The following is a 23,909-nucleotide window of genomic DNA, read 5'->3' as shown; positions in this document are numbered from 1 at the left end:
GTCCTCTGCGTGATTTCAACAAACTGTTTACCATATGGGGAAAGTCCAAACCGGCGCGAATCTGTGCTCATTACCGTATCATTTCGTGGCGAGATTGTGTTCTGTTTCCAAAAAGGACATTAAACTTCAGTGAATAATAAAATTGTAGACAAATTGCATCCAGTCACGCTGGTCGGGGGCGGCGCGGTCGGAGAGGGCGATTTGCAAGCGGCGCTGGCGTTGGCACCGACCTGTGTGGCTGCCGATAGCGGAGCGGATACAGCGCTGGCCGCCGGTGTCGAACTGACCGCGGTCATTGGCGACATGGATTCCATATCAGCGACGGCGCAATCCCGGCTTCCTGTTGATATTCAGCATAAAATCCCGGAACAGATGAGCACGGATTTTGATAAGGCGCTGCGCAATATCTCGGCGCCGCTGGTGATTGCCGTCGGATTTTCCGGATTGCGCATCGATCACCAATTGGCCGCGTTGCACACGCTGCTGATGCGGCCCGATGTGCCTTGCCTGATGCTCGGCGCGGAGGACATCATTTTTGTCTGCCCACGCCGGTTTGATCTGCCAATGGCTGCGGGAACGCGGGTCTCATTGTTTCCAATGGGGCCTGTAATGGGGCGATCCACCGGGTTGGAATGGCCCATTGACGGATTGAGCTTCGCGCCGGACGGGATGTCCGGCACGTCCAACCGGGCAACGGGTGATTTGCATCTGGAAATGGATCAACCGGCGATGCTGTGCATTCTGCCGCGTCGGTTTATGGCAGCGGTTGCGGAGAGTTTGGCGGCGCAGCCGGCGTCCGCGCGGTGGCCCGCTCGCGCAGGACTACATAGAGACCCGCTGCAATCGTGATCAGGATGCCCACCGCTGCAAGGTTGTTGGGCAGATCGCCAAAAACGATAAAGCCGATGATCGTGGCGAAGGGGATTTCAAGATATTGCATGGGTGCCAGTGTGGCGGAGGGCGCATAGCGCAGTGACCAGGTCATCAACAAATGTGCGATCGTTCCCAGCAATCCGATGCTGAGCAGAAGGGTCCAGTTGTACGTGTCGATAGAAATGAATTGCAGATTCCAGATGTCACTGCCCTGAAACACCAGCAGGACGGGCACCATGACCGCCACTGCCATGACGCCGCTGACCGACTGCAGGCCGATGGGGTCGGTTTCGCGGGCGATCTGTCGCGTCAGTAGCATGAAGAACGCAAAGTTGATCGCAACAACTACCGGCAGGAGTGCAGGCCAGCCGACTTCATTGAAGCTGGGCTGCACAACCAGCAAGGTCCCGAGGAATCCGACAAGGCAGGCGATCAGGCGACGCGAGCCTACTTCTTCCTTCAGGAAGTACTTGCCGAGGATCAACATGATGAACGGCATCACGAAAGCGATGGCGACGGCGTCGGCCAAGGGCAGATACTTGAGGGCCGTGACCATCGCGCCAATGCCAAAGATATGAAGGAGCGTGCGCACGAAGGTGAGGGTGAGAACACGTCCCCGCATGCGCCACTTGCGTCCGGTGATCAGTACAAGCGGAATGAGCAAAAGGGCCTGAACCGCGAACCGCACGAGAACGAGCTGACCGACGGGCACGGTCTCTCCGAGAATCTTCGCAATGGCATCGCCCACCGGTGCCAGGATGCAAAATCCTAACATGAGCATGATACCAAGAAGGGGGCGGTCAGGATTCATTGGACGAACCTAGATGTGCCCCTCAATCAATGCAAGAAATGCTTGGGCGGGCGCTCAACTTTTAGCAGTTTGGCACGTTGACTGCCAAACCACCGAGCGATGTCTCCTTGTACTTCTCTGACATGTCCGCACCGGTCTGGCGCATTGTCTCGATGCAGGCGTCCAGCGGCACCAGATGGGTGCCGTCCCCCCGCAACGCCAGCGAGGCGGCGGAAACGGCCTTGATCGCGCCGAGCCCGTTACGCTCAATGCAGGGCACCTGCACAAGGCCTTTGACCGGGTCGCAGGTCATGCCGAGGTGATGTTCAAGCGCAATCTCGGCGGCATTCTCCACCTGCTGGGGCGTGCCTCCCATCACCGCGCACAAACCGGCGGCAGCCATTGCGGCGGCAGAGCCCACCTCGGCCTGACAGCCTGCTTCTGCGCCGGAAATGGAGGCGTTGTATTTCACCAACCCGCCAATGGCGGCGGCGGTCAGCAGGAAATCCTCGACATGGGACTCGGACGCGCCGGGCACGTGGTCCAGATAGTATCGCAGGGTCGCGGGCAGCACACCTGCGGCGCCGTTTGTCGGGGCCGTGACGACCTGCCCACCGGCGGCGTTCTCTTCGTTGACAGCCATGGCGTAGACGCTCATCCAGTCATTGATCGTGTGCGGCGGCGTGAGATTCATGCCCCGCTCCTGCATCAGCTTGTCATGGATGCCCTTGGCGCGTCGCTTGACGGACAGGCCACCGGGCAGGACGCCTTCGGAGGTCAGGCCACGGTCGATGCAATCGTTCATTACCTGCCAAAGCCGCCTGGTGCCGGTTTTAAGGTTCTCCACACCGCCCCGCGCAGATTCGTTAGATCGTTTCATTTCGGCAATTGAGCGGCCTGAAGCTGTGGACATCTCAAGCATTTGTGCGGCCGTTTTGAAAGGAAAGGGAACGGGCGCACCTTCTTCGGTGTCCTTGCCCGCCGCCAGTTCCGCTTCGGTCATCACGAAACCACCACCTATTGAATAGTAGGTTTCGCGCAGGGTCACATCGCCCTGCGCATCCGTGGCCATGAGTATCATGCCGTTGGCGTGACCTTCGAGAATGGTGTCGAAGTCGAAAATCAGATCGGTTGCCGGATCAAAGGACAGTGTGCCCAGCCCGTCCGGGTGAATCGTGCGCTTGGCCTTGATCTCCTCCAGCGCGAGATCCGCTTTCTCCCGGTCATAGGTATCCGGCACGAACCCGGCCAGCCCAAGGATGGTGGCGCGGTCCGTTGCGTGCCCCACGCCCGTGAAGGCGAGCGAGCCGTGCAAAGAGGCCCGCAGCCCGTGAAAGGCAAAGGGAGAGGCGCGCATCAGATCGAGAAAACGTGCAGCAGCCACCATCGGCCCCATCGTATGCGAGGACGACGGACCGATACCCACTTTGAACATGTCGAAAACCGATAAGAACATCTAAAGAGCGCTTCCTTCCGGAGGGTGTGGCGCCTGTGGCGCGGTAAAGGGTGTTGGGCCGAGACCTTCTGCGGCCTGCGCTGCTTGTACACTTGCGCGCGGCTCCAACATCATTGTCATCCGGTGTAGGGCAGGGAAGGCGGAAAGGTCAAACCAGTCGTGATTGATGTCCCGAGGATAAAGCTGCAGCCAGCGCAGCATGGGGGCGAGGTACAGATCGAGGATCGAGGGCGTTTCGCGCGCTGGCCAATGCGTGTCAAGCACTGCAAGATGGCGCAGGATATGGTTGCGCGTCCGATCCTGTAGACGGCGTTGGTCTTGGTGATCCGAGCCTGCGTAAGCCGACGGATAGAAAAACACCCGCAGCGTGGCGTGCAGGGTATTGGAGAGGTAGAACAGCCATTTGAGCATGTCCGCGCGGCCTGCGGCGGTCGGTGCGGGGGCCAACCTGCCATGCTGATCCGCAAGCCAGAGCAGAATAGCGCCAGTTTCGAATATCGGACCCTGTGGTGTTTCCAGTACCGGGATCAACCCGCCGGGGTGGAGTGCCAGATGCTCTGGTGCGCGCTGCGCCTTGATGCTGCGGTCCACCAGATGCGTGCGATAGGGCACGTCCAGTTCTTCCAAAGCCAGACGGATGACAAGTGATGCGTTATCTGGCGCATAATGCAGGGTGTATGGTTCCGATGTCATACATCCAGCTAGTACAACTTACAGCGGTCAGAGCGGCAGAAAACGACCCATTTTTGAAATTTGAAGCATAAAGAGCGTGGTCTCGGTCACGCCGCCGACCGATTGCCAGCCGGCGGCATCGGGTTAGAGCAGCCGAACCGACATACCACCGTCCACAATCAGTGGTGTCCCGGTCACAAAGCTGGCCCGGTCGGACAAGAGGTAGAGGGCGGATTGTGCAATTTCTTGTGGATCTGCCAACCGCTTGATCGGGTGCAGGTTGGCGACAAAGTCATGCGTGTCGGGATCGTCGCCCGCCATTGCTGTTTTCGTGCCGCCGGGGAGAATGGCGTTGACCCGCACGCCGTCACTTGCATGTTCTGCCGCGAGCGACTGTGTGAGGCCGATCATGCCCGCTTTGGACGCCGCATATGCCGCCATGCCGGGCATGCCGCCATTGCTGTAACCCACGAATGAACTGGTGAATACGATGGAGCCACCGCCCTTTTCCGCAAAGAAGGGAACCTGTGCCCTGGCCGCGTAAAAGGCGCTGGTAAGGTTCGCCGCGATCACCCTGTCCCAAGTGGCCGTTCCCATCTGTGCGACGGGGCCCATCTGCCCCATGATGCCCGCGTTGTTGAAGGCGCCGTCCACCGTCCCGAATTGGTCGCAGGCAAAATCCATAAGGGACTTGGCATATCCCTCATCCGTCACGTCCCCGGCCAGACAGGTGGCCTTGCCATTGCTCTGCACGATCTGACCAACCAGGTGCTCAAGCTCTTCCTTTCGACGGGCGCCAAGCACGACATTCGCGCCCTCTGATGCAAAGAGCAAAGCTGCGGCGGCTCCTATCCCGCTGCTGGCCCCTGTCACGATGATTGTCTTTCCGCGTAATTCCATCACGTCGCACTCCTGTTTGTGAATGCCCTGCGGATACAGACCTTGTGTGACGAGGGGCGATCCGTTTCCTGCGCCTAGAATGCTACAGTGCCTCAATGCGCAGGATGCGGGTCGGTGACAGGTGACGGGAGTGACCTGTCCAGAGGGTTTGTGACGGAGATACGGGACGCTGCCACGCGTTTCTTTAGTCGCCTTGTCCCTGCTCCGCGTCATCCCGTCCGGCGGCCCATCTGTTGAGCCAGGCAAGTCCGGCCAGCGCCAGCCCGAGGAAGAGCAGGGAAAACACGCGGATCAGCCCGCCAAGGCCGCCGATATCCAGCATGAACACCTTTGCGACTGCCAACCCGATCACAATCAGTCCGGCCTTGCGCAAGGCGGCATTTGGGCGGGCCAATGACTGGTAGAAAATGCCAGCACCAATCAGCAAAAGCGCGACGGTGTAACTATAGAGCTCTGCCTGTCCGATCTCCGGCAGATGCATGCGTTCTGTGCCGCGCCAGAAATGTCGGATTGTCAATCCCAGCCAGAGGCTGGCCAGTGCCCCAGATACCACAGCAAACCCGATCCGGATGCTTCGCGCCAGATTGCGCAAACGCAGGGCGCCAAGGGCAAGAAGCAGGGCGGGCAGCAGATAGGCCGGGATCAATGTGTTGAAAACGACGGAGCCCAGAACTGGGGTGCCAAAGACCTCAACGAGCGGGTTGAAAAGCGAAACAGCAAGCGCAAGCTGCACAGCGCCGAAAGACAGGAAGGTCACGCTCAGGATTAACCGCAGTACCGAGAGTGGGCCACCTATTTGCATCCTGTGCACCTGGGCCATCCCGAGGATAATCCATATGGTTGCCCCGATGCCCAGTGACCAATGGCTCAACGTGTCCGGTGCGCTGCTCCATTGTAAAATGGCTCGGTGTAGAAACAGCGATATCAGCAGGCCAACTGCGGAAAATGCGGCACTCTCCAGCAGGATAGCGCTGCGTGGTCGGTTCGCTGCCCTTGCCATGAACCAGGAGAGGGCAAAGCTCAGGGCGGCGCCCCCGTGTGACAGGAGCATTGCGGGCAGGGGCGCTTCGATGGCCCAGATCAGGCCGGGATCGACCACCAACCGGTATCCTACGGTGGCAATGCCCGCCAAAATGTACAACCCCATAAGCGGCAGATTGAACTGCCGATCGAGCCACGCCGCCGCGACGATGGTAACCGCGAAGGCTGTGGTCAGTGCTGCAGAAGTCAGAAGGATGGTCACCCCGAAGGCCACACAGGCCAGTGCGGCAAGAACCGCGAATGAAACACGCCGTTTGTCGTCTGGTCCGTCCGCGCGGGCGAAACGTTCCGCCATGACGACCATGACACCTGCGATGGCCATGGCATGCAGGGCCCAGGGGTAGGGGCCAAGCGTTTCAACAGGGCTCCAGAATGCTTCGATTGCAATGGCCATTGCCGGTGCAAAGAGCGCGGCCGCCGCTGCCACGAGGAGTTTAACCGATCCGCCGCGTAAAGAATGCCATGCGGCCACGATGGACAGTACCAGACCGAATGCGACGAGCGTACTCGGCATCAGGGTCATATTTGCACCGGGTTGTGTCGCGGCGCGTTCCTGCACGGCCCAAATCCGGTGGGCGCCCGCGACCAGCGCGATAACGCTTACGGCGGGAAGGACCGCAAGTTCGGTCAGCGCCGTGGCATTGCGCGCCCAGGTCAACAGGGCCACAGCCAGCGCTGTCAGGACCACAATTGCCGTCCAGAACAGATCTGCGCGGGCGGTTCCGAAAACTGTCAACAGGATCAAACCGCTCGCCGCAAGCACAGCGCCTCCTACGAGCCGGGTCGGGAACTCTGGCCAGGGTTGCTCCTTGTCGGGGACAAACAGTCCGCGGCTCAAGGGTGTCCCGGCGTGATCGGGTAGCAGTCTGCGCGCGGGAATGGCGATGGCTACTATCACCAGCAGGGCGCAATAGAGGACGAAAAATGGCTCCGTGCGCCAACCCGCCCCGAGCGTCAACAGCTGGCCTGCGCCATAGCCCATGGCCAGTGAAATGACGGAAACCCACGCCCACCGACGCAGCGTATCGATGGCCAGCCCCACCATGGTGACAATGGCGAAGTAGATCAGAAGCCAGGATGGATCGTCAGAGGCCCCGTCGATGATGAATGGCGCCGCCATGGCCCCGATCACGCCGACCGCAGCCAGCAAAGGCCCATAAAACCATCCCAGGATCATTGCCAATGCGCCCACCACTGCGAGGCCTGCAAGGGCAATTTTCGATCCGATGAACCCGTAGAGCAACCGCGCGGCAGCCACGGCACCAAAGAGCGTCACGATCCCGGCGCCAGAGAAGGTCGATGGCAGATAGGCCGTGCTGCTGTTTTCGGAGTCGCCGTATGTCCGACGGATGTATTCACCGGCGGCAACAAGGGCGATCCCGAAGACGAGCGCCCCCATGACGCGCACGGAGGGCGGCAAAAGACCTTGTTCGACACCGTAGAGCACCAGAAAAATCCCGGCCAGCGCAAGGGATACTGCAGAGACGGCGTAGAACCAGTTCTGTGTGATCCATCCGATCAGCCGCTGTAAATTTCCCATGTTCAGAACAACCGTTTTATGCGGCTGCAGCTCTGCGTCCGTCGGGGTTTCTTCTGGGGTTTTCGTGTCGGGTGGTTCTGGCGTTGCGCGAGGCCAAGGGCTTGGCGCAGTGCTCTCTGTACGCGGGTCGGTTGCCGCCGATACTGACTTCTTGTCGCTGGGCAGACGCGCCTCAAGTGCGGATACGCGGGTTTTGAGCTTCGCGTTCGACACAAGAAGATAAACGACCGAAGCAGGCAGGGCGATGACCAGTAAGAGGCCAAGAATAAGCAAGGATTCCAACGGGCGATCCGAATAATGGTGTGATTTCACGCCTCGATATCAGAACTCTGAGGCAATTCAAGGCAACGCGATAAGGGTCAGTGCGCCGCCATAGATGTACCTTGTGACACCCGCAGATTTGGTGTCGACCACGCAGGTGGTTTCGTACCGCGGTTTCGCGCATGCGGCTCAGTGCATGTCTGTATCGCAGAGGCGCAGCCTTGAAAAACGCTGCGCCCGCCTGTTCGCCGAAGTGCTTCGATGAGAGCGGAGTTGATGCCTCCGCCCTGCTTGTTCAGATCGCGTTGAACCGAGCGGTGAGATCTTCCACGGCGGCTGCATATGGACCGGGCCCAAAGCTGACGCGGGCGACGCCGAACTCGGCGGCGTCCTCTACCGATTTGAACGCCCCGCGCATCATGACGTTCACAGGCAAACTGGCCTCTTCGCAGATCGTCCGGATCAGACTGCCGTCGGTCAGTCCGGGAACAAAAATCCCGTCGGCGCCTGCCACGGTATAGGCTGCCTGTCGTGCTAGTGCGTCATCCATCAGATCGGCGTGCACCCCGTCGGGTCCCGCCTTGAGGAACACATCGGTACGGGCATTGACAAACAGCGGAATACCAGCGGTGTCGGCGGCTCTCCGTGCCGCCTCGATCCGTGCGACCTGATCGGGAATGGTGTAAAGGCCCGACCCCTTCACGATCTGGTCCTCGAAATTGATCCCGACAGCCCCTGCTGCAATCACGCGGCTGACGTTTTTTTCAATCTGGTCGGGGTCTTCCGCGTAGCCGCCTTCGAAATCAACAGTGAGCGGCAGGTCAGTGCTCTGGGCGATGCGCTCCACAATCATCAGCGCGAAGTCAAGCGGCATGGCTTCGCCGTCTTTGTATCCATGGGCGGCGGCAACGGACCAGCTGCCTGTCGCGATGGCTTTTGCCCCGGCCTTGTCCAGGGCATGGGCCCCGCCCGCATCCCAGATATTGTAAAGAACAACCGGTTGCCCGGCGACGTGCAACCCTTTAAACAGACGCGCTTTTTCAGCCTGAGACATGTGTTTCGATTTCCTCTTTGCTTGATTTGAAGTGTCGTTCGATCTCGATCAGACGCTGTTTGCGCCAAAGCCCGCCCCCGTAGCCCGTCAGCGCGCCATCGGCGCCAAGGACCCGGTGACAGGGGATCATCAGGGCAATCTGATTGGCTCCGTTCGCCCGGGCCACGGCCCGTGTCGCAGTTGGTTTTCCAATGCGTCGCGCAATGTCAGAATAGCTCCGCGTGGTACCTGCCGGAATGGTCAAAAGCTCTTCCCAGACCCGTCGCGTGAAGGCGCTGCCGTGAAAGGCCAGCGGCGTTTGGAACACTGCTGTTCGTCCGGTAAAGAAGGCGTCCAGTTCCGCGCGCGCCTGCTCCGTTGCGGGTGGCGTGCCAATCCCGATCTGTTCTTTTGCATGTCTCTGAAGTTTTTTGAGCTCATTTGGCAGGGCCTTGCGATCCACGAATTCCAGCAGGTGCAGATGCGTTTTGCAGCTGACCGCGATCATGTCGCCAAGCGGCGTGCCAATCCAGCTCGCCTGCAGCAAACCGCCTCGGGTCAGGCTGCCCGGCGCGCAGCCCAACAGCCGCCCAAAGGCCGCGCGAAACGCGCTGGGGGACTCGAATCCCGCCTCATATTGCGCGGTGATCACCTTGCCGCCGCCCGACAGGGTCTCAAACCCTTCCCGCAGGCGCCTTTGCCGCGCCATTTCGAGAAAGGTCATGCCGAACTGGCGCTTGAAGCTGCGCCGCACAGTTGAAAGATCAAACCCCAACTGCGTGATGTGCTGTTCGGACCAGCGGATATCCGGTCGTTCATCCAGGGCGGCAAGCAGTGTACCAATCGCAGGGTCGGCAAGGGCGGCAGCCTGCAGGGGATGGCATCTCTTGCAGGGTCGAAACCCGGCCTCAATGCATTCGCCGATGGTGGCCCGAAACGCGCAATTCTCCGGTTTTGGTTTCCGGGCCGGACAGGTCAGACGACAGAAGATGCCCGTGGTGGCGACGCAGACATAAGCCTGCCCGTCATATCGGTCATCCCGGTCGAGAAGCGCCCGGTAGAGCGTGTCGTGGTTTGGCAGATCAAAGAACATGCGCCTTGTCTAGCACCGATCAAAACCGCCGTCCGCCGGAAATCGGGCGCGTATTTCTTTTGAGCGCGCCCGATTGTTTTTCGGGAGTGACGGCGTGGGTTTTCAGGGCAGATCACTTTGCAAAGCCTGACGAAGGGCTTTGCAAAGGCGAGTCGGATGGATGTTACGTTAGCCCCGTTTTTTCTTGTGTTTCATGATCGAACGTATGGTTTTGCCCAACTGTTTATCCTTCGATTTTCGCTCTGCAAGGGTGGAGGAATTGAACGCCTCTTCTGCTTGCAGTTTCTTCCACCGGGTGAGGCGCGCGGCGTCGATCTCGCCCTTCTCGATGGTCTGAAGGACGGCGCATCCGGGTTCGGTGTCATGCTGGCAATCCCGGAAACGGCAGTGTCGGGACAGTTCATGCAGGTCCGCAAAGACGTCGTTGATCCCGGACGCGGCATCCGTCAACTGCAGCTCACGCATCCCGGGCGTGTCCAGCACGATACAGCCGGAGGGCACCACATGCAGCTGGCGCCGCGTCGTGGTGTGCCGACCCTTTGCATCGTCTTCGCGGATGGTGTTCGTGTCGGCCAGTTGTGTACCGGAGAGGGCATTGGTGAGCGTCGATTTCCCGACGCCGGAGGATCCCAGAAAGGCGACTGTCTTGCCCTGCTTGCACCACGGAGCCAGCTTTTTGCGTGGGGCGTCGCCACGTGCATCCAACGTCACAACGGGCACCATCTCGGAAATGGCGCGGGCGGCATCGACAAAAGCGCCCGTATCGTCACAGAGATCGGCCTTGGTCAGGATGATGACCGGCGCAATTTCTGCCTCGAAGGCCAGGGCGACATAGCGTTCCAGCCGTGCGATGTTGAAATCCTGATTGCACGAGGACACGATGAACACTGTATCGATATTGGCAGCGATCAGTTGGATGTGCCGGTCGGTGCCGGGTGCGCGCCTCTTGATCAGGCTCTTGCGGTCCAGCTGACGGCTGTGCTGTGGAGCCTGCTGGTCGAACAGCAGCCAGTCGCCCACCGTCACATCGGGACGGGGAGGAAGGGTCATGTCCACACCATCGCCCACAACGTGCAGGCCATTGCGGTGCACTTCGATGACCCGGACAGGCGGTGTCTCGGTCAGCTCTTCAATACTGATCTGCTGTGCGAAAAACGGCTGCCAGCCAAGGCTGTCGCGGGTGGAGAGTGGACGTTTCGGGGTGCCGCCTTTCATGTTTAGCGGAAAGAGTTCGGAATAGTCCCGTGTCATGGGGTTCAGACCTTCATGTCGGTGCCACGGGGTTTGCCCGGGCGCGGATTTCGATAGGGTGGGTATCGCAAGTCAACAGGCGCGCCCGTGCAGAACGAGCATCGTGCTTCTAGTGCTGATCTTGCATCGGGAGGACGTTTGCCTCCCCACATTACCGGGCCATGAAATCTCCGTTTCGACGCGGTCAGGATAGGCGGATGTAAGACCCGTTTCAAGCGTGATCCATCCGCACAAAGTCGCAATTTGGATACAATCGACCCAGGAAATGGTAATGCGGGCACACCGATTGCGTCTTCCGCCTTGTTGAGGCCGATTCAGGTCTCGCGCCCGCCGCGCTTGTTTCTTATAAGGCGGACATCTTAGCGCGAAGGAATCTGCTCATGTCCTCAGACCTCTCTCCCATCGACAAGGCCAAATTTGTCGCGGCAAAGCGCGCCGCACAATTGGTGGAAACCGGCATGCGCGTGGGGTTGGGTACCGGATCAACCGCCGCCTGGCTGGTGCGTTGCCTTGGCGAAATGGTGCGAGACGATGGCCTGCGCATCAAGGGCGTGCCGACATCCACGCGCACCGCGGAACTGGCGCGCGATGTGGGCATCGAGGTGATCTCTCTCGATGAAGCCAAATGGCTGGACATCACCATCGACGGCGCGGATGAATTCGACGGGCAGTTGAACCTGATCAAGGGCGGGGGTGGCGCCCTGTTGCAGGAAAAGATCGTGGCCACGGCCTCTGACCAGATGGTGGTCATCGCGGATGCGGGCAAGGAAGTGGAGACGCTGGGCGCGTTCCCCCTGCCCATCGAAGTCATCCCGTTCGGCTGGCAGACCACCCAGGCGCTGGTGGAGGAAACACTGGTGTCGATGGATGTGCTGGGCCGTGAAAGCACGTTGCGCATGAACGGTCAGGTGCCTTTTCTCACCGACGAAGGCAATCACATCATTGATCTTCACGTGAAACGGATCGGCAATGCGCGACAACTGGCCTTGGTGCTCAACCAGATGCCGGGCGTGGTTGAAAATGGCCTCTTCATCGACATCTGTGACCGGGTGATCATCGGCTATGGTGACGGCAAGGTTGAGGTGCGCGACATCAATGAAGGCACGGTCGAAACCGGCAAGCTGGATTTCGTGGAGAGCGACAATCTTTTTGCGGACCTGTCCGACTGACGGCTGCGGCCAGACCAACCGCGACGTAATGTGGTAATACTGCGCCGCGAGTATATATACAGACCTCCAAGACCCAAAGACCCGGAAAGGCCCCCGCGATGAGCGATTTTGACTACGATCTCTTTGTGATCGGTGGCGGTTCGGGGGGCGTCCGCGCCGCACGTGTCGCTGCCGGAGAAGCGGGCGCGAAAGTCGCCCTGGCAGAAGATGACCGCTATGGCGGTACCTGCGTGATCCGGGGTTGCGTGCCCAAGAAGCTGATGGTTTTCGCCAGTGAATATGCAGGGGTGGTTGAGGATGCGGCCTCCTATGGCTGGGACCTCAAGCAGGGACCCTTTGACTGGCAATCGTTCCGGAGCCGCCTGAACGGCGAGTTGGACCGGCTGGAGCAGGTCTATCGCAATCTGCTCAAGGGCTCAGGCGTCGATACCTTCGATGCGCGGGCCTCGGTGGCCGGACCGCATGAGGTCAAGCTCTCCACCGGGGAGACAAAAAGCGCCAAGCACATCCTGATTGCCACCGGTGGGCACCCCGTGCGGCCTGACACGCCGAATGCGCATCTGGGTATCGTATCGGATGACATCTTCCACCTTGAGAACCTGCCGAAATCCCTGTTGATCGTGGGCGGTGGATACATCGCTTGTGAATTTGCGGGCATCATGAACGGGCTTGGCGTCGAGGTGACGCAGTATTATCGCGGTGCGCAGATCCTGCGTGGCTTCGACGAAGAAGCGCGCGGTCTGGTGGCGGAATCCATGCGCGAACGCGGTATTGATTTGCGTGTCGGGACAAACATCCTGGAGATGTCGCCCGCAAGTGAAGACCATATGATGAGCGCTGCGGGCACCGCGTCAGACGCGGCCATGGGGGCGGATGTCAAACAACGCGAGGAAATGCAGGTAAGTGCAAAGGACGCAAAGGGACCTATCTGGGTCAAGTCGACCAACGGTGGTGAAAAGGTCTTTGACATGGTGCTTTTTGCCACAGGACGGGACCCCAATTCAAAAGACATGGGACTTGAAAAGGTCGGCGTGAAACTGGGCCGTCGCGGCCAGATCGAGGTGGACGCCTACAGCCAGACCGCCGTGCCGTCGATCTATGCCATTGGCGATGTGACAGACCGGGTCAACTTGACGCCCGTGGCCATCCGCGAAGGCATGGCTTTTGTCGAGACGGTGTTCAAAGGCAACCCGACGCCCGTCGATCACGAGTTGATCCCCTCGGCTATTTTCACGCAGCCTGAAATGGGCACCGTCGGCCTCAGCGAAGAAGAAGCGCGCGATCAGGAGGCAATTGAGGTATACTGCACATCATTCCGCCCGATGCAGACAGCCTTTGCCGGGCGGCCTGACCGGGTGCTGATGAAACTGATCGTCTCCAAGGAGACGCGGAAGGTGCTCGGTTGCCACATCGTCGCACCCGGCGCGGGTGAAATGATCCAACTGGCGGGCATCGCCGTTAAAATGGGTGCGACCAAAGAGGATTTCGACCGGACAGTGGCGGTGCACCCGACCATGTCCGAAGAGATTGTTACGATGCGAACGCCGGTGCGGACGGCTTGAATTCCGCGGATTCTTACGTACCTATGGCTTGAATTTAATCGCACCTGCACGCGATTTAGGAGGGAAAGAGACTGAATGGCTGGGAATAATGGCGGCCCCTGGGGGGGCGGCGGTGGAAACTCTGATGATGACAGGCCGCGCGGTGGAAACCGCGGCAACAACGGCGGCGGTCCGCGTGGGCCGGGCGGTGAGGGGCCACAAATCCCGGAAATCGACGAGCTGGTGAAAAAGGGCCAGGAGCGTCTGCGCGTCCTGATGGGCGGTAAAGGTGGCGGCACCGGCAATGGGGGCACGGGCGGTGGCGGTGGTCCGGCATTTACGCGCGGCACCATTGGTCTGGTCGTGGTCGGCGCAGTGGTCGCCTGGGGCCTTGCCAGCTTCTACACCGTGGCACCGGAAGAGCAGTCGGTTGAGCTCTTTCTGGGTGAGTATTACGCCACGGGCAACCCCGGTCTGAACTTTGCTCCATGGCCGCTGGTCACGGCGGAGGTCCTGCCGGTGACGCGAGAACAGACAGAAGATATCGGGTCTCGCGTGAACAGCGGCCTGATGCTGACCACCGATGAAAACATCATCGACATCGATTTCCAGGTGGTCTGGAACATCAATGATCCCGCGAAGTATCTCTTTAATCTTGCCGAGGCGCGCGAAACCATCAGCGCCGTGTCTGAATCGGCGATGCGCGAGGTGATTGCACGCAACCAACTGGCGCCGATCCTCAACCGGGACCGTCAGGTCATTGCGGATGAGGCGGAGCAGCTCATTCAGGGCACGCTCGATGCCTATGACAGCGGCGTGAACATCGTGCGTCTCAACCTCGACAAGGCGGACCCGCCACGCGAGGTGATCGACAGCTTCCGCGAAGTGCAGGCGGCAGAGCAGGAACGCGACCGTCTGGAACGACAGGCGGATGCCTACGCCAACCGGGTGACAGCGGGCGCGCGTGGTGAAGCCGCCAGCCAGCTGGAGCAGGCAGAAGCCTACCGCGCCCAGCAGGTCAATGAAGCGCAGGGTGAGGCGGCACGTTTCACCTCCGTGCTCGAAGAATACGCCAAGGCCCCTGAAGTGACGCGCAAGCGGCTCTATCTGGAGACGATGGAGCGTGTCTTTGGCGACGTTGACAAGATCATTCTTGAAAGTGATCTGGGTGGCAACGGCGGGCAGGGTGTCGTTCCCTATCTGCCTTTGAATGAACTGCGCCGTGGCGCTGCTGCGGGAGGAACCAACTGATGCGCGCTGGCAATTTTCTCATTCCGATCGTTGTGATCGCCATCATCGGCGTTCTGAGTTCTGTCTTCATTGTGGACGAGCGTGAAAAAGCGCTGGTTTTGCAGTTCGGACAGATCAAATCTGTCAAGGAAGACCCTGGTCTGGCGTTCAAAATTCCGCTGATCCAGGAGGTCGTGCGCTATGACGACCGGATCCTTTCGCTTGATACCGAAGTAACCGAGGTGACACCGTCGGATGACCGGCGTCTGGTTGTCGATGCTTTCGCCCGCTACCGGATCGCGGATGTGACCCAGTTCCGGCAAGCGGTTGGCGTCGGTGGCATGCGTGCCGCGGAGGATCGCCTCGAGGGGATCCTGAACCCGACGATCCGGGCAGTTCTCGGCTCGGACGGGGTAACATCCAACACGATCCTCTCTGCGGACCGGGCGGAACTTATGGCGCGGATTACCGAGCAGGCGCGTCTGCGCGCCCTGCCGCTGGGGCTGGAAGTGGTGGACGTGCGTCTGAAACAGACCAACCTGCCCGAGCAGAACCTCGATGCGACCTTTGCGCGGATGCGGGCGGAGCGGGAACGTGAAGCTGCCGACGAGATCGCGCGCGGTGAGGAAGCCGCCCAGCGGGTGCGTGCCTTGGCCGACAGGACGGTGGTCGAGTTGACTTCGGACGCGACGCGGGAAGCGGACATCATCCGTGGTCAGGCCGATGCGGAGCGCAACGCGATCTTTGCGCAGGCCTTTGGCGCGGATCCGGAGTTCTTTGAATTCTACCGGTCGCTGACGGCCTATGAGCGGTCTTTGCGGGGGACCAACTCGACGATGGTTCTGTCACCGGACAGCGAATTCTTCAACTACCTGCGTTCCGATCAGGGGCTGCGGTCCGAAGAAGGTGAGCGTCGGTGAGCACGCTGCTGCTGGCTCTCGGGCTTGTGATGATTATCGAGGGGCTGGCCTATGCGCTGGCCCCTTCGCTTATTGAGCGGATGCTGGAGGCCTTGCGCGCGCTGCCCGAGGCTGCGGTGCGCCAGTTGGGACTACTGATCGTGGTCAGCGGGCTGATCCTTGTCTGGTTCGCCTGGCAGCTTGGCGCCAGCATCGGCTGAGTGTTGCGCATCCGGCGGGAACGGCCTTTGCCTTCACACTTTGGTAACGCACTGTTGAAACTGTGACAGAGTGATACATCTTTGATGTTGCACGAAGGTCACCCTAAATGCAGTCTGTGAGCATTCACGAAAGATAACGAGCAAGAGGGCATTTGAGCCCGAAACAAGAGATTTCAGGAGACGACGCATGCAGCCCAAGGCAGTATCCATGTCCAACATCAGCCTCATCCCCGTCCAGATGCGCCTGTTGCTCTTGGCGGTTCTGACACTGGCATTCATGCTGGTTCAGCCGCTGAGCGCGCTGGCGCAACAGCAAAGTCTGGCCCCGTTGGCGGAAAAAATCAGCCCCTCCGTGGTGAATATCACGACCTCGACGGTCGTGGCCGGGCGTACTGGTCCCCAGGGTATCGTGCCCGAGGGATCGCCCTTTGAGGACTTCTTTCGCGAATTTCAGGATCGCAACAACGAGGGTGATGGCAACCGGCCGCGCCGCTCGTCGGCCCTTGGGTCCGGGTTTGTCATCTCGGAAGACGGGTATGTGGTGACGAACAACCACGTGATCGAGGGCGCGGATGAGATCCTGATCGAATTCTTCAATGGCAGCGAACTCAAGGCTGAGGTGATCGGCACCGATCCGAATACCGACATTGCCCTGCTGAAAGTGGAAGCGGATGGTCCGCTGCCCTTTGTCAGCTTTGCCGACAGCGATCTGGCGCGGGTCGGCGACTGGGTCGTGGCGATGGGTAACCCGCTGGGCCAGGGCTTCTCGGTCAGCGCGGGCATCGTATCGGCCCGCAATCGTGCGCTGAGCGGGACCTATGACGACTACATTCAGACGGATGCGGCGATCAACCGGGGCAACTCGGGTGGACCGCTCTTCAACATGGAGGGCGAGGTGATCGGCGTGAACACCGCGATCCTGTCGCCCAACGGGGGCTCCATCGGGATTGGCTTTTCCATGGCCTCTAACGTGGTGACCCGCGTGGTGGATCAGCTGAAGGAATTTGGCGAAACCCGCCGCGGTTGGCTGGGTGTGCGCATTCAGGATGTGACTGAGGACGTAGCCGAAGCCATGGGGCTTGAAACCGCTTCCGGCGCTTTGGTCACGGATGTGCCCGAAGGCCCGGCAAGCGAGGCGGGCATGGAAGCGGGTGATGTGATCATCAGTTTTGCTGGAACAACCGTTGAGGATACACGTGGTCTGGTCCGCCAGGTGGGCAACAGCCCGGTGGGTGAAACCGTGCGTGTCACGGTGATGCGGGAGGGTAAATCGATGACCCTGCGCGTGACCCTGGGCCGCCGGGAAGAAGCCGAAGGTGCCGTGCCTGCCGTGGCGACGGGCCCTGACGAAAGCGATGATCCGGTGACCAAGGACCTGCTGGGGCTGACCCTGACAACGCTGACGGATGAGCTGCGTGAAGAGCTTGGCGCCGAAGCCAACATGCAGGGGCTTGCCGTGACGGCGGTTGATGAGACTTCCGAGGCCTTTGAAAAAGGTCTGCGGGCAGGCGACATCATCACGGAGGCCGGACAGCAGAAGGTCACAACCATTGCCGAGCTTGAAGAGCGTGTGGCAGCGGCCGAAGAAGCAGGGCGCAAGTCGCTTCTGCTGTTGGTACGGCGCGCGGGTGATCCACGCTTCGTGGCTCTGTCACTGGCAGAATAATCGCTTGAAAATAATGACAAGAGAGCGTCCTGCGGGGCGCTCTTTTTTTGGGTTCAGCTTTCCGGGTTTACCAATGAGTCGAGCATGGGAGAGATATCTTCCACATCTTCGGCCAGCACATGGGTGACCGCATGGGCACGTTGCAAACGGCCAGTGACGCGCAGCAGGCGGCCCGCAATGACGGCCCGGCGGAATTTTTCGTAGATATGCCGCCAGATGATCACGTTCACCACGCCGGTTTCATCTTCGAGGGTAATGAAGATCACGCCCTTGGCGGTGCCTGGGCGTTGGCGCAGGATCACCAGCCCGGCCACCGTGATGCGTGCATTGACCGGCGGCAGATGCAGATCCGCGGCCACCAGACAGGCGGGCGGGCGTGGCCAGTGTCCTTTCGCAGTCTGCGGTTGCTGGTCAGCAGGGAGGGCAGTCATCACACGCATGAGAACAAATATAGAACAAAGTAGAGATGTCGCAAGCCTGTTCCTTCGGGGTCGCAAAAGAGGCTGGCGCGCCCTATATCGCCCCGGTAGACAGGCTGAAACGGATCAGGAAGGGAACGACAGACGTGGCCAAGATCACCTATATCGAACACGGCGGCACCGAACATGTGGTGGAGGTCGCCAATGGCCTTACCGTGATGGAAGGTGCGCGGGACAATAACATCCCCGGCATTGAAGCCGACTGTGGCGGCGCCTGCGCCTGCTCTACCTGCCACGTCTACGTGGATCCGGCCTGGACCGATAAGCTGCCTGCGAAGGAAGACATGGAAGAAGACATGCTCGATTTCGCCTATGAGCCTGATCCAGCCCGGTCGCGCCTGACCTGTCAGATCAAGGTGAGCGATGCGCTGGACGGTCTTGTTGTGCAGATGCCCGAAAAACAGATCTGATGCGGATCAGGGCGCGGCGTCTGCCCGCGCGCGGATGGCACCGTTTCGTCCGCCGCGCGCTGCAGGTGTTGTGCCTGGTGATGGGGGGCCAGTCGGTTGCGGCTGAGCCGGTGATCATCGCAGCCAGCTATGCGGGTCCAACGACACGTTATGCACACGCCGTTCTTGGCGATGCCATCGAACACACCACCCTTGTTCTGCACTATGCCGATGGGACGGAACGCCGGTTCTCTTTACCGGATGATCTCGTCTTTGAAGATACCGCGCCGCGGCTGATCGATCTCGACTTTGACGGTGCGGCGGAAGTCATTGCCGTTGAGAGCAGCCAGACGGAAGGTGCGCGTCTGGCGGTTTATGGTGCCGAAGGGCGGATCACGTCGACACCTCACATTGGAACGCGTTTTAGGTGGCTGGCCCCGGTGGGGGCGGCGGATCTGGATGGGGATGGCGTGATGGAGATTGCCTATGTGGATCGCCCGCATTTGGCCAAGACCCTGCGCCTGTGGCGTTACGAAAATGGCAGGCTGTCGGAGCTTGCGGCACTGCCAGGCGTCACGAACCACCGCATCGGCGAGGCAGATATTGCGGGCGGCATTCGAACCTGCGCTGGCGTGGCGGAGATGATTGTTGCGTCGGCAAACTGGTCCCGGCTGGTTTCTGTCTCCTATCTGAACGGCGGGTTCATCACAAAAATACTTGGTGATGACACGAGCAGGCCGGGTTTTGCCCGCGCCATGGCCTGCGCGCCGTAGCTTTGTGGTCGTGTGTGAAGCGCGGCTTCAGTCGGACTGCAATGCGCGCCAGCCGATATCACGGCGACAAAAGCCTTCGGGCCAGTCGATCTGATCCACCATCCGGTATGCCGTGTCACGGGCGTCTTTGAGGGTACCTGCCCGGGCCGTCACAGCCAGAACGCGCCCGCCTTGAGCCGTGAATTTGCCAGCAGCCCGCCCGGTGCCTGCATGGAACACCATGTGGCTGCTGTCCTCCGGCACGCTCTCCAGGCCATTGATCACGGATCCTTTCGCGTAACTTCCCGGATACCCGTTTGCCGCCAGCACCACCGTCATGGCGTGATCCGCCGCCCAGTTGACCTGCGCGTCGGCCAGACGGCCCTCGGCACAGGCCTGCAACAGATCCAGCACCTGTGCGCCGAGCCGCATCATCAGCACCTGGCATTCGGGGTCGCCAAAGCGCACGTTGTATTCGACCAGGCGCGGCTGTCCGTCCTGGATCATCAGGCCGACAAAGAGAACGCCCTGGTACGGTGTGCCCTGACGGACCATCTCTGCCATGGTGGGGCGCACGATCTGATCCAAAGCCTTGCGGGTCACGGCCTCCGTCATCACAGGGGCCGGGGAATAGGCCCCCATGCCGCCGGTGTTGGGCCCGGTGTCGCCCTCGCCGACCCGCTTGTGATCCTGCGCCGTACCGATGGGCAGAACGGTTTCGCCGTCGCAGAGCACGAAGAACGAAGCTTCTTCGCCGGTCATGAACTCTTCGATCACCACTTCGGCGCCCGCATCTCCGAAGGCGCCGGAGAACATGTCATCCACGGCTGCCAGCGCCTGCGCCTCGGTTTCCGCGATGATCACGCCCTTGCCTGCGGCCAAACCGTCGGCCTTGATCACGATGGGTGCGCCTTGCGCCTTTACATAAGCTTTGGCGGCACCGGCATCGGTGAAGTGACCATAGGCGGCGGTAGGGGCACCTGCGGCGTCGCATATCTGCTTGGTAAAGGCCTTGGAGGCCTCCAGCCGCGCTGCCGCACCGCTGGGACCAAAGACCGAAATACCCGCATCGCGCAGACGATCAGACACGCCTGCGGCGAGGGGTGCCTCGGGGCCGACGATCACGAAATCAATCGCATTTTCCTCGGCAAACCCCACAACCGCGCCGCCATCTTCGATGTTCAGCGTCGCACAATCCGCGATCTCCGCGATCCCGGCATTGCCCGGCGCCACGATCAGCCTGTCACATTTGGGGTTCTGCATGACGGCCCAGGCGAGACTGTGTTCGCGACCGCCGCTGCCAAGGATGAGAATGTTCATAGGGGCTCCTGATCTGCTTGGCCTCGGGTTCCGGGCGTTCTAAGCTGCGCACACCCGCGATACAACACCAGAGGTTTCATGGATCTGATCGACGCCCCCGACGACGGGCTCAACAGCCCCGAATTCACCGTCACCGAGCTGTCCGGTGCGATCAAACGCGTGATTGAGGGCGAGTTTGGTCACGTGCGCATCAAGGGGGAAGTGGGCCGCGTGTCGCGCCCGCGCTCAGGTCACATCTACCTTGACCTGAAAGACGACCGAGCGGTGATTTCCGGTGTGATCTGGAAAGGGGTCTCCGCCCGGTTGCAGACCCAGCCCGAAGAGGGGATGGAGGTCGTTGCGACGGGTCGCGTGACCACCTTTGGCGGGCAGTCGAAGTATCAGATCGTCATCGAAGACATCAAACCGGCAGGCATGGGCGCGCTGATGGCGCTGCTGGAAAAGCGTAAGAAGATGCTGGAAGCGGAAGGGCTGTTTGATCCCGCCCGCAAGCGCGCCTTGCCTTACCTGCCGGAGGTCATCGGCGTGGTGACCTCGCCCTCCGGTGCCGTGATCCGCGATATTCTGCACCGTCTGCGCGATCGGTTTCCCCGCAAGGTTCTGATCTGGCCGGTGGCCGTGCAGGGCGAAAAATGCGCCCCCGAAGTGACCCGCGCGATTGAAGGGTTCAACGCCATGACACCGGGTGGCGCGCTGCCCCGGCCCGATTTGCTGATCGTGGCGCGAGGCGGCGGCTCTGTCGAAGACCTCTGGGGGTTCAACGAGGAAAGCGTGGCACGGGCGGCGGCGGCCTCTGACATCCCGCTGATATCGGCAGTGGGGCATGAGACGGACACGACGCTGATCGACTATGTCTCGGACAAACGCGCCCCGACCCCGACAGCGGCGGCGGAACTGGCGGTGCCGGTGCGCCATGAGTTGATGGCCTGGCTGGACGGTCAGGACGCGCGCATGCGGCAGGCCCTGAGCCAGGGGCTGACGCGCCGTGATCAGCGCCTGCGCGATATGGCGCGGGCGCTGCCGCGTGCCGAAAGCTTGCTGGAGACACCACGTCAGCGGTTGGATATGATCGGAGGGCGTCTTGGTCCCGCGCTGATAGCGGGCGTGCAGAAACGCAAACTGCGACTGGCCGATATGAGCGGGTCCCTGCGGCCCGCTACCCTGTCTCGCGGTGTTTCGGTCGAACAGAGACGCCTGCGCGAACTGTCCGGGCGGCTCGCCCCGGCATTGCGCCGCGCCATGGCGGTGAAGGAGGAACAGCTGGCGGCACAGGCCCGGCGTTTCCGCCCGGCAACGCTGCAACAGGACCGGGACAGGAAGGCGCGTGACTTCGCCCGTCTGGTCACACGCCTCTCGGATGCCGGTCAGCGCAACATCGCAACATGGCGCAGCCGGATTGACGCGGTGGAACGGCTGCGCCGGACCCTGGGGTACGAGGCGACGCTGGAACGCGGGTTTGCCGTGGTGCGCAGTGCGGGAGAGCTTGTGACAGACAGCAAGACAGCCAAATCCGCGCCCTCACTGGAAATTCAGTTTGCCGATGGCCGGGTCACCGTTGGGGGCAAACCGACCCCGCGCAAAGCGTCCTCAAAACCACCGAAACAAGGCTCGCTCTTCTAGACGTGCCTCAAACGCCGATTCGCGGCCCCAGACAGATCATCTCGTCGTCGAAATCCCCTGCTTCGTAGAGCTCTGTCATACCGGGGGCGTTCTGGAAGCGCGCGACCAGCCGCCCCTCTTCCTTGTGGAAGGTCCAGCATTGCGGATTGGGGTTGTCTTCATAGACAAAACAAATCTGGTCGGCTTGCTCGTACCATGTGCCCGATTTGCATTCGCCATCCAGAAAGGACCAGATCACCCGGCGGTTATCGAGGTATTCCTCGGCCCCGTAAGCCACGCCATTCTCCCCGTAGAACAGCGTTTTGCCGCGCGTGTATTCATCGAATTCCTGCGCGTTCATCGGGGGTTGCGCGAGACTGGGGCCTGCGAGCAGGCACAGGATCGTCCCGGTCAGCGCGGAGATTTCTGACAAACGGATCATCATTTTACTCTGACAGACCTGACGCCTGGGAGCCAGCCTGCAGGGTCGTTTTTGGCATGACGTTGCCGTGAGCCTCCTGCGCCTTTGCCTGATACCTGTGCACACGGGGGTCCATGACGCGGCGCCAGAGCGGCGGGACCAGTGCCAGCGCGCCCATGACCGGCACGGAGCGGGGCAGGGTGGGCATCGCGTCCGCGTCGAACCGCAGCTCCGGAAAGGGGCGCGATGGGTTCATGTGATGGTCCGAATGCAGTGGCGCGTTCAGCATCAGCGCAGCGGAGAAACCGCGTGGCGCGTTCCAGCTGTGATGGGCGCGCATCGGCTCTGCCCGCCCTGACGCGTCGCTGGCCCGGCGCAGCCCGTAGTGTTGCAGGTAGTCCGACAGCATCAGCTGCATCTGCGCGTGCAGGGCCAGGATGAGCAGGACGACCACGGCCAGACCTCCACCGAGCAGGAAGGCCACAAGCAGCGATGCCGCCGCCCCGCCGAGATAGACGAGATAGGGGTGGGGACCCTGCGCGCGACCCTTTCTGCGTTGGTTCTCCGCCTGCAGCCCCGCGGTAAACTCATCCACCACGGCACGCCCGAAAAACCGCCAGAAGCCACGACCCAGGGGGGCAGAGTTCGGATCCCGCGCCGTGCCCGCATGCACGTGATGCACCAGCATATGTGCCGAGACATGTTGACCATTGAGCAAGGAGCAGTAGATCGCCGTCCCCAGCGCGCGCAGACTGCGGTCGCTTCGGTGAATGAGTTCATGCGCGCAAGCGTTTGAAACCTGTCCGAAGTAGAGCCCCAGCCCGGCGACAAGCGCGATCTTCTGACCGGTGTCGAGGTGATCCGCCGCGCCCACCGCCCAGAGGCCGAGGCCCAGCAGCACGAAATGCGCCACGCCAACGACACGCGGCAACCAGATCGCCTGATCCGCGCTGGCGATCCGGCCCACCTGTGTTTTGTCCATAAGCAGTACAAACAGGGTCATGCACAGCAGGCCCGCATAGGGCCAACCCCCTCCCACAAGGGCACCCAACGCCAGAGTACTGGCCGGGCCAAGGCTGGCGCAGGCAAAACCAAGGGAAGAAAAGCGCGCGTTCATCTTGGGCATTTATGTACCCTGATATCGCCACCGCTCCAAGCGTCTGTGCAGTTCCGGTTAAGGGCAGAAGTTTCTGATCAGACACAGAGTGTCGTTTCTGGTCCTCATTGACGGCGGGTTTGGCAGTATCTTGTGGCAAATCGGGCTGATAGAGTCCGCGCAACATGACGCTTTTGCAATCGCGCCGGGGATATCC

At 60.9% G+C, this 23,909-nt stretch carries 22 protein-coding genes; 10 read left to right on the top strand and 12 right to left on the bottom strand.

All coding sequences use genetic code 11. The features are described from left to right. Positions 1–129 precede the first annotated feature (129 nt). On the top strand, positions 130–849 hold the full coding sequence (locus tag Q1A07_RS03025) for a thiamine diphosphokinase (RefSeq protein ID WP_299777707.1): 720 nt from the start codon (positions 130–132) through the stop codon (positions 847–849). On the opposite strand, the gene Q1A07_RS03020 is transcribed toward Q1A07_RS03025, so the two are convergent. The 8 genes from Q1A07_RS03020 to rsgA form a co-directional block, all read right to left on the bottom strand. Continuing rightward, the gene (locus Q1A07_RS03020; RefSeq protein WP_299777705.1) at positions 755–1,684 is read right to left on the bottom strand and encodes a DMT family transporter; all 930 of its coding nucleotides are present in this window, start codon (positions 1,682–1,684) and stop codon (positions 755–757) included. The genes Q1A07_RS03025 and Q1A07_RS03020 overlap by 95 nt on opposite strands. Positions 1,685–1,745: 61 nt before the next feature. Beyond that, on the bottom strand, positions 1,746–3,119 hold the full coding sequence (locus tag Q1A07_RS03015) for an L-serine ammonia-lyase (RefSeq protein WP_299777703.1): 1,374 nt from the start codon (positions 3,117–3,119) through the stop codon (positions 1,746–1,748). After that, positions 3,120–3,812 carry a glutathione S-transferase family protein gene (locus Q1A07_RS03010; RefSeq protein ID WP_299777701.1) on the bottom strand — a complete coding sequence of 231 codons (693 nt, stop codon included), beginning with the start codon at positions 3,810–3,812 and terminating at the stop codon, positions 3,120–3,122. 123 nt (positions 3,813–3,935) lie between these two features. Further along, complete coding sequence (locus tag Q1A07_RS03005; RefSeq protein WP_299777699.1) at positions 3,936–4,691, bottom strand: SDR family oxidoreductase; 756 nt, start codon at positions 4,689–4,691, stop codon at positions 3,936–3,938. Between the two features lie 184 nt (positions 4,692–4,875). Beyond that, positions 4,876–7,584, bottom strand: coding sequence for a DUF2339 domain-containing protein (locus tag Q1A07_RS03000; RefSeq protein ID WP_299777697.1), 2,709 nt, complete (start codon positions 7,582–7,584; stop codon positions 4,876–4,878). 244 nt (positions 7,585–7,828) lie between these two features. Next, positions 7,829–8,587: an isocitrate lyase/phosphoenolpyruvate mutase family protein gene (locus Q1A07_RS02995; protein WP_299777696.1), complete on the bottom strand. Its 759-nt coding sequence runs from the start codon at positions 8,585–8,587 to the stop codon at positions 7,829–7,831. Further along, positions 8,574–9,659 (bottom strand): bifunctional transcriptional activator/DNA repair enzyme AdaA, encoded by a 1,086-nt coding sequence (locus Q1A07_RS02990; RefSeq protein ID WP_299777695.1) that lies wholly within the window; start codon positions 9,657–9,659, stop codon positions 8,574–8,576. The genes Q1A07_RS02995 and Q1A07_RS02990 overlap by 14 nt, the downstream gene beginning before the upstream one ends. A 168-nt stretch (positions 9,660–9,827) precedes the next feature. Next, positions 9,828–10,910, bottom strand: a complete 1,083-nt coding sequence (gene rsgA, locus Q1A07_RS02985; RefSeq protein WP_299777694.1) for a ribosome small subunit-dependent GTPase A — start codon at positions 10,908–10,910, stop codon at positions 9,828–9,830. A gap of 380 nt (positions 10,911–11,290) precedes the next feature. Here rsgA and rpiA point away from each other — a divergent pair, with 380 nt between their 5' ends. The 6 genes from rpiA (at position 11,291) to Q1A07_RS02955 (ending at position 17,636) form a co-directional block, all read left to right on the top strand. After that, entirely contained in the window at positions 11,291–12,079 is a 789-nt protein-coding gene (gene rpiA, locus Q1A07_RS02980) for a ribose-5-phosphate isomerase RpiA (protein ID WP_299777692.1), read from the top strand. A 98-nt stretch (positions 12,080–12,177) separates the two neighbouring features. Then, positions 12,178–13,641 (top strand): FAD-dependent oxidoreductase, encoded by a 1,464-nt coding sequence (locus Q1A07_RS02975; RefSeq protein ID WP_299777690.1) that lies wholly within the window; start codon positions 12,178–12,180, stop codon positions 13,639–13,641. 75 nt (positions 13,642–13,716) lie between these two features. After that, on the top strand, positions 13,717–14,871 hold the full coding sequence (gene hflK / locus Q1A07_RS02970) for an FtsH protease activity modulator HflK (protein ID WP_299777688.1): 1,155 nt from the start codon (positions 13,717–13,719) through the stop codon (positions 14,869–14,871). Further along, positions 14,871–15,770 (top strand): protease modulator HflC, encoded by a 900-nt coding sequence (locus Q1A07_RS02965; RefSeq protein WP_299777686.1) that lies wholly within the window; start codon positions 14,871–14,873, stop codon positions 15,768–15,770. The genes hflK and Q1A07_RS02965 overlap by 1 nt, the downstream gene beginning before the upstream one ends. After that, positions 15,767–15,970, top strand: coding sequence for a DUF2065 domain-containing protein (locus Q1A07_RS02960; RefSeq protein ID WP_195822370.1), 204 nt, complete (start codon positions 15,767–15,769; stop codon positions 15,968–15,970). Before Q1A07_RS02965 ends, Q1A07_RS02960 begins: the two co-directional genes overlap by 4 nt. 187 nt (positions 15,971–16,157) lie before the next feature. Beyond that, positions 16,158–17,636: a Do family serine endopeptidase gene (locus Q1A07_RS02955; RefSeq protein WP_299777683.1), complete on the top strand. Its 1,479-nt coding sequence runs from the start codon at positions 16,158–16,160 to the stop codon at positions 17,634–17,636. A 53-nt stretch (positions 17,637–17,689) separates the two neighbouring features. Here the strand turns inward: Q1A07_RS02955 and Q1A07_RS02950 are convergent, their stop codons facing one another. Further along, positions 17,690–18,076 carry an OB-fold nucleic acid binding domain-containing protein gene (locus Q1A07_RS02950; protein WP_299777681.1) on the bottom strand — a complete coding sequence of 129 codons (387 nt, stop codon included), beginning with the start codon at positions 18,074–18,076 and terminating at the stop codon, positions 17,690–17,692. A 125-nt stretch (positions 18,077–18,201) separates the two neighbouring features. Here Q1A07_RS02950 and Q1A07_RS02945 point away from each other — a divergent pair, with 125 nt between their 5' ends. After that, positions 18,202–18,525 (top strand): 2Fe-2S iron-sulfur cluster-binding protein, encoded by a 324-nt coding sequence (locus Q1A07_RS02945; protein WP_299779127.1) that lies wholly within the window; start codon positions 18,202–18,204, stop codon positions 18,523–18,525. Then, positions 18,525–19,277 carry a VCBS repeat-containing protein gene (locus Q1A07_RS02940; protein WP_299777679.1) on the top strand — a complete coding sequence of 251 codons (753 nt, stop codon included), beginning with the start codon at positions 18,525–18,527 and terminating at the stop codon, positions 19,275–19,277. Before Q1A07_RS02945 ends, Q1A07_RS02940 begins: the two co-directional genes overlap by 1 nt. Before the next feature lie 27 nt (positions 19,278–19,304). Here Q1A07_RS02940 and purD read toward each other — a convergent pair whose 3' ends face one another. After that, the gene (purD, locus tag Q1A07_RS02935; RefSeq protein WP_299777677.1) at positions 19,305–20,576 is read right to left on the bottom strand and encodes a phosphoribosylamine--glycine ligase; all 1,272 of its coding nucleotides are present in this window, start codon (positions 20,574–20,576) and stop codon (positions 19,305–19,307) included. Between the two features lie 78 nt (positions 20,577–20,654). Here purD and xseA point away from each other — a divergent pair, with 78 nt between their 5' ends. Beyond that, complete coding sequence (gene xseA, locus Q1A07_RS02930) at positions 20,655–22,196, top strand: exodeoxyribonuclease VII large subunit (RefSeq protein ID WP_299777675.1); 1,542 nt, start codon at positions 20,655–20,657, stop codon at positions 22,194–22,196. A 7-nt stretch (positions 22,197–22,203) separates the two neighbouring features. On the opposite strand, the gene Q1A07_RS02925 is transcribed toward xseA, so the two are convergent. Beyond that, the gene (locus Q1A07_RS02925; protein ID WP_299777673.1) at positions 22,204–22,617 is read right to left on the bottom strand and encodes a hypothetical protein; all 414 of its coding nucleotides are present in this window, start codon (positions 22,615–22,617) and stop codon (positions 22,204–22,206) included. A gap of 4 nt (positions 22,618–22,621) precedes the next feature. Beyond that, the gene (locus tag Q1A07_RS02920; protein ID WP_299777671.1) at positions 22,622–23,722 is read right to left on the bottom strand and encodes an alkane 1-monooxygenase; all 1,101 of its coding nucleotides are present in this window, start codon (positions 23,720–23,722) and stop codon (positions 22,622–22,624) included. Positions 23,723–23,909: the final 187 nt, after the last annotated feature.

The sequence above is a fragment of the uncultured Roseobacter sp. genome (genome assembly GCF_947492555.1).
Lineage (GTDB): Bacteria > Pseudomonadota > Alphaproteobacteria > Rhodobacterales > Rhodobacteraceae > Roseobacter.
The sequence above is the reverse complement of the archived record's forward strand: the minus strand, read 5'-3'. Positions and strand labels throughout refer to the sequence as shown.

Excerpts from the sequence above, each read along its gene's own strand:
- Q1A07_RS02990 (WP_299777695.1), bottom strand. The coding sequence starts at position 9,659 with ATGTTCTTTGATCTGCCAAACCACGACACGCTCTACCGGGCGCTTCTC.
- Q1A07_RS02925 (WP_299777673.1), bottom strand. The coding sequence starts at position 22,617 with ATGATCCGTTTGTCAGAAATCTCCGCGCTGACCGGGACGATCCTGTGC.
- hflK (WP_299777688.1), top strand. The coding sequence starts at position 13,717 with ATGGCTGGGAATAATGGCGGCCCCTGGGGGGGCGGCGGTGGAAACTCT.
- Q1A07_RS03020 (WP_299777705.1), bottom strand. The coding sequence starts at position 1,684 with ATGAATCCTGACCGCCCCCTTCTTGGTATCATGCTCATGTTAGGATTT.
- Q1A07_RS03005 (WP_299777699.1), bottom strand. The coding sequence starts at position 4,691 with ATGGAATTACGCGGAAAGACAATCATCGTGACAGGGGCCAGCAGCGGG.
- rpiA (WP_299777692.1), top strand. The coding sequence starts at position 11,291 with ATGTCCTCAGACCTCTCTCCCATCGACAAGGCCAAATTTGTCGCGGCA.
- purD (WP_299777677.1), bottom strand. The coding sequence starts at position 20,576 with ATGAACATTCTCATCCTTGGCAGCGGCGGTCGCGAACACAGTCTCGCC.
- Q1A07_RS02950 (WP_299777681.1), bottom strand. The coding sequence starts at position 18,076 with ATGCGTGTGATGACTGCCCTCCCTGCTGACCAGCAACCGCAGACTGCG.
- Q1A07_RS03015 (WP_299777703.1), bottom strand. The coding sequence starts at position 3,119 with ATGTTCTTATCGGTTTTCGACATGTTCAAAGTGGGTATCGGTCCGTCG.
- Q1A07_RS02975 (WP_299777690.1), top strand. The coding sequence starts at position 12,178 with ATGAGCGATTTTGACTACGATCTCTTTGTGATCGGTGGCGGTTCGGGG.
- rsgA (WP_299777694.1), bottom strand. The coding sequence starts at position 10,910 with ATGACACGGGACTATTCCGAACTCTTTCCGCTAAACATGAAAGGCGGC.
- Q1A07_RS02920 (WP_299777671.1), bottom strand. The coding sequence starts at position 23,722 with ATGCCCAAGATGAACGCGCGCTTTTCTTCCCTTGGTTTTGCCTGCGCC.
- Q1A07_RS02955 (WP_299777683.1), top strand. The coding sequence starts at position 16,158 with ATGCAGCCCAAGGCAGTATCCATGTCCAACATCAGCCTCATCCCCGTC.
- Q1A07_RS02965 (WP_299777686.1), top strand. The coding sequence starts at position 14,871 with ATGCGCGCTGGCAATTTTCTCATTCCGATCGTTGTGATCGCCATCATC.
- xseA (WP_299777675.1), top strand. The coding sequence starts at position 20,655 with ATGGATCTGATCGACGCCCCCGACGACGGGCTCAACAGCCCCGAATTC.
- Q1A07_RS03010 (WP_299777701.1), bottom strand. The coding sequence starts at position 3,812 with ATGACATCGGAACCATACACCCTGCATTATGCGCCAGATAACGCATCA.
- Q1A07_RS02995 (WP_299777696.1), bottom strand. The coding sequence starts at position 8,587 with ATGTCTCAGGCTGAAAAAGCGCGTCTGTTTAAAGGGTTGCACGTCGCC.
- Q1A07_RS02940 (WP_299777679.1), top strand. The coding sequence starts at position 18,525 with ATGCGGATCAGGGCGCGGCGTCTGCCCGCGCGCGGATGGCACCGTTTC.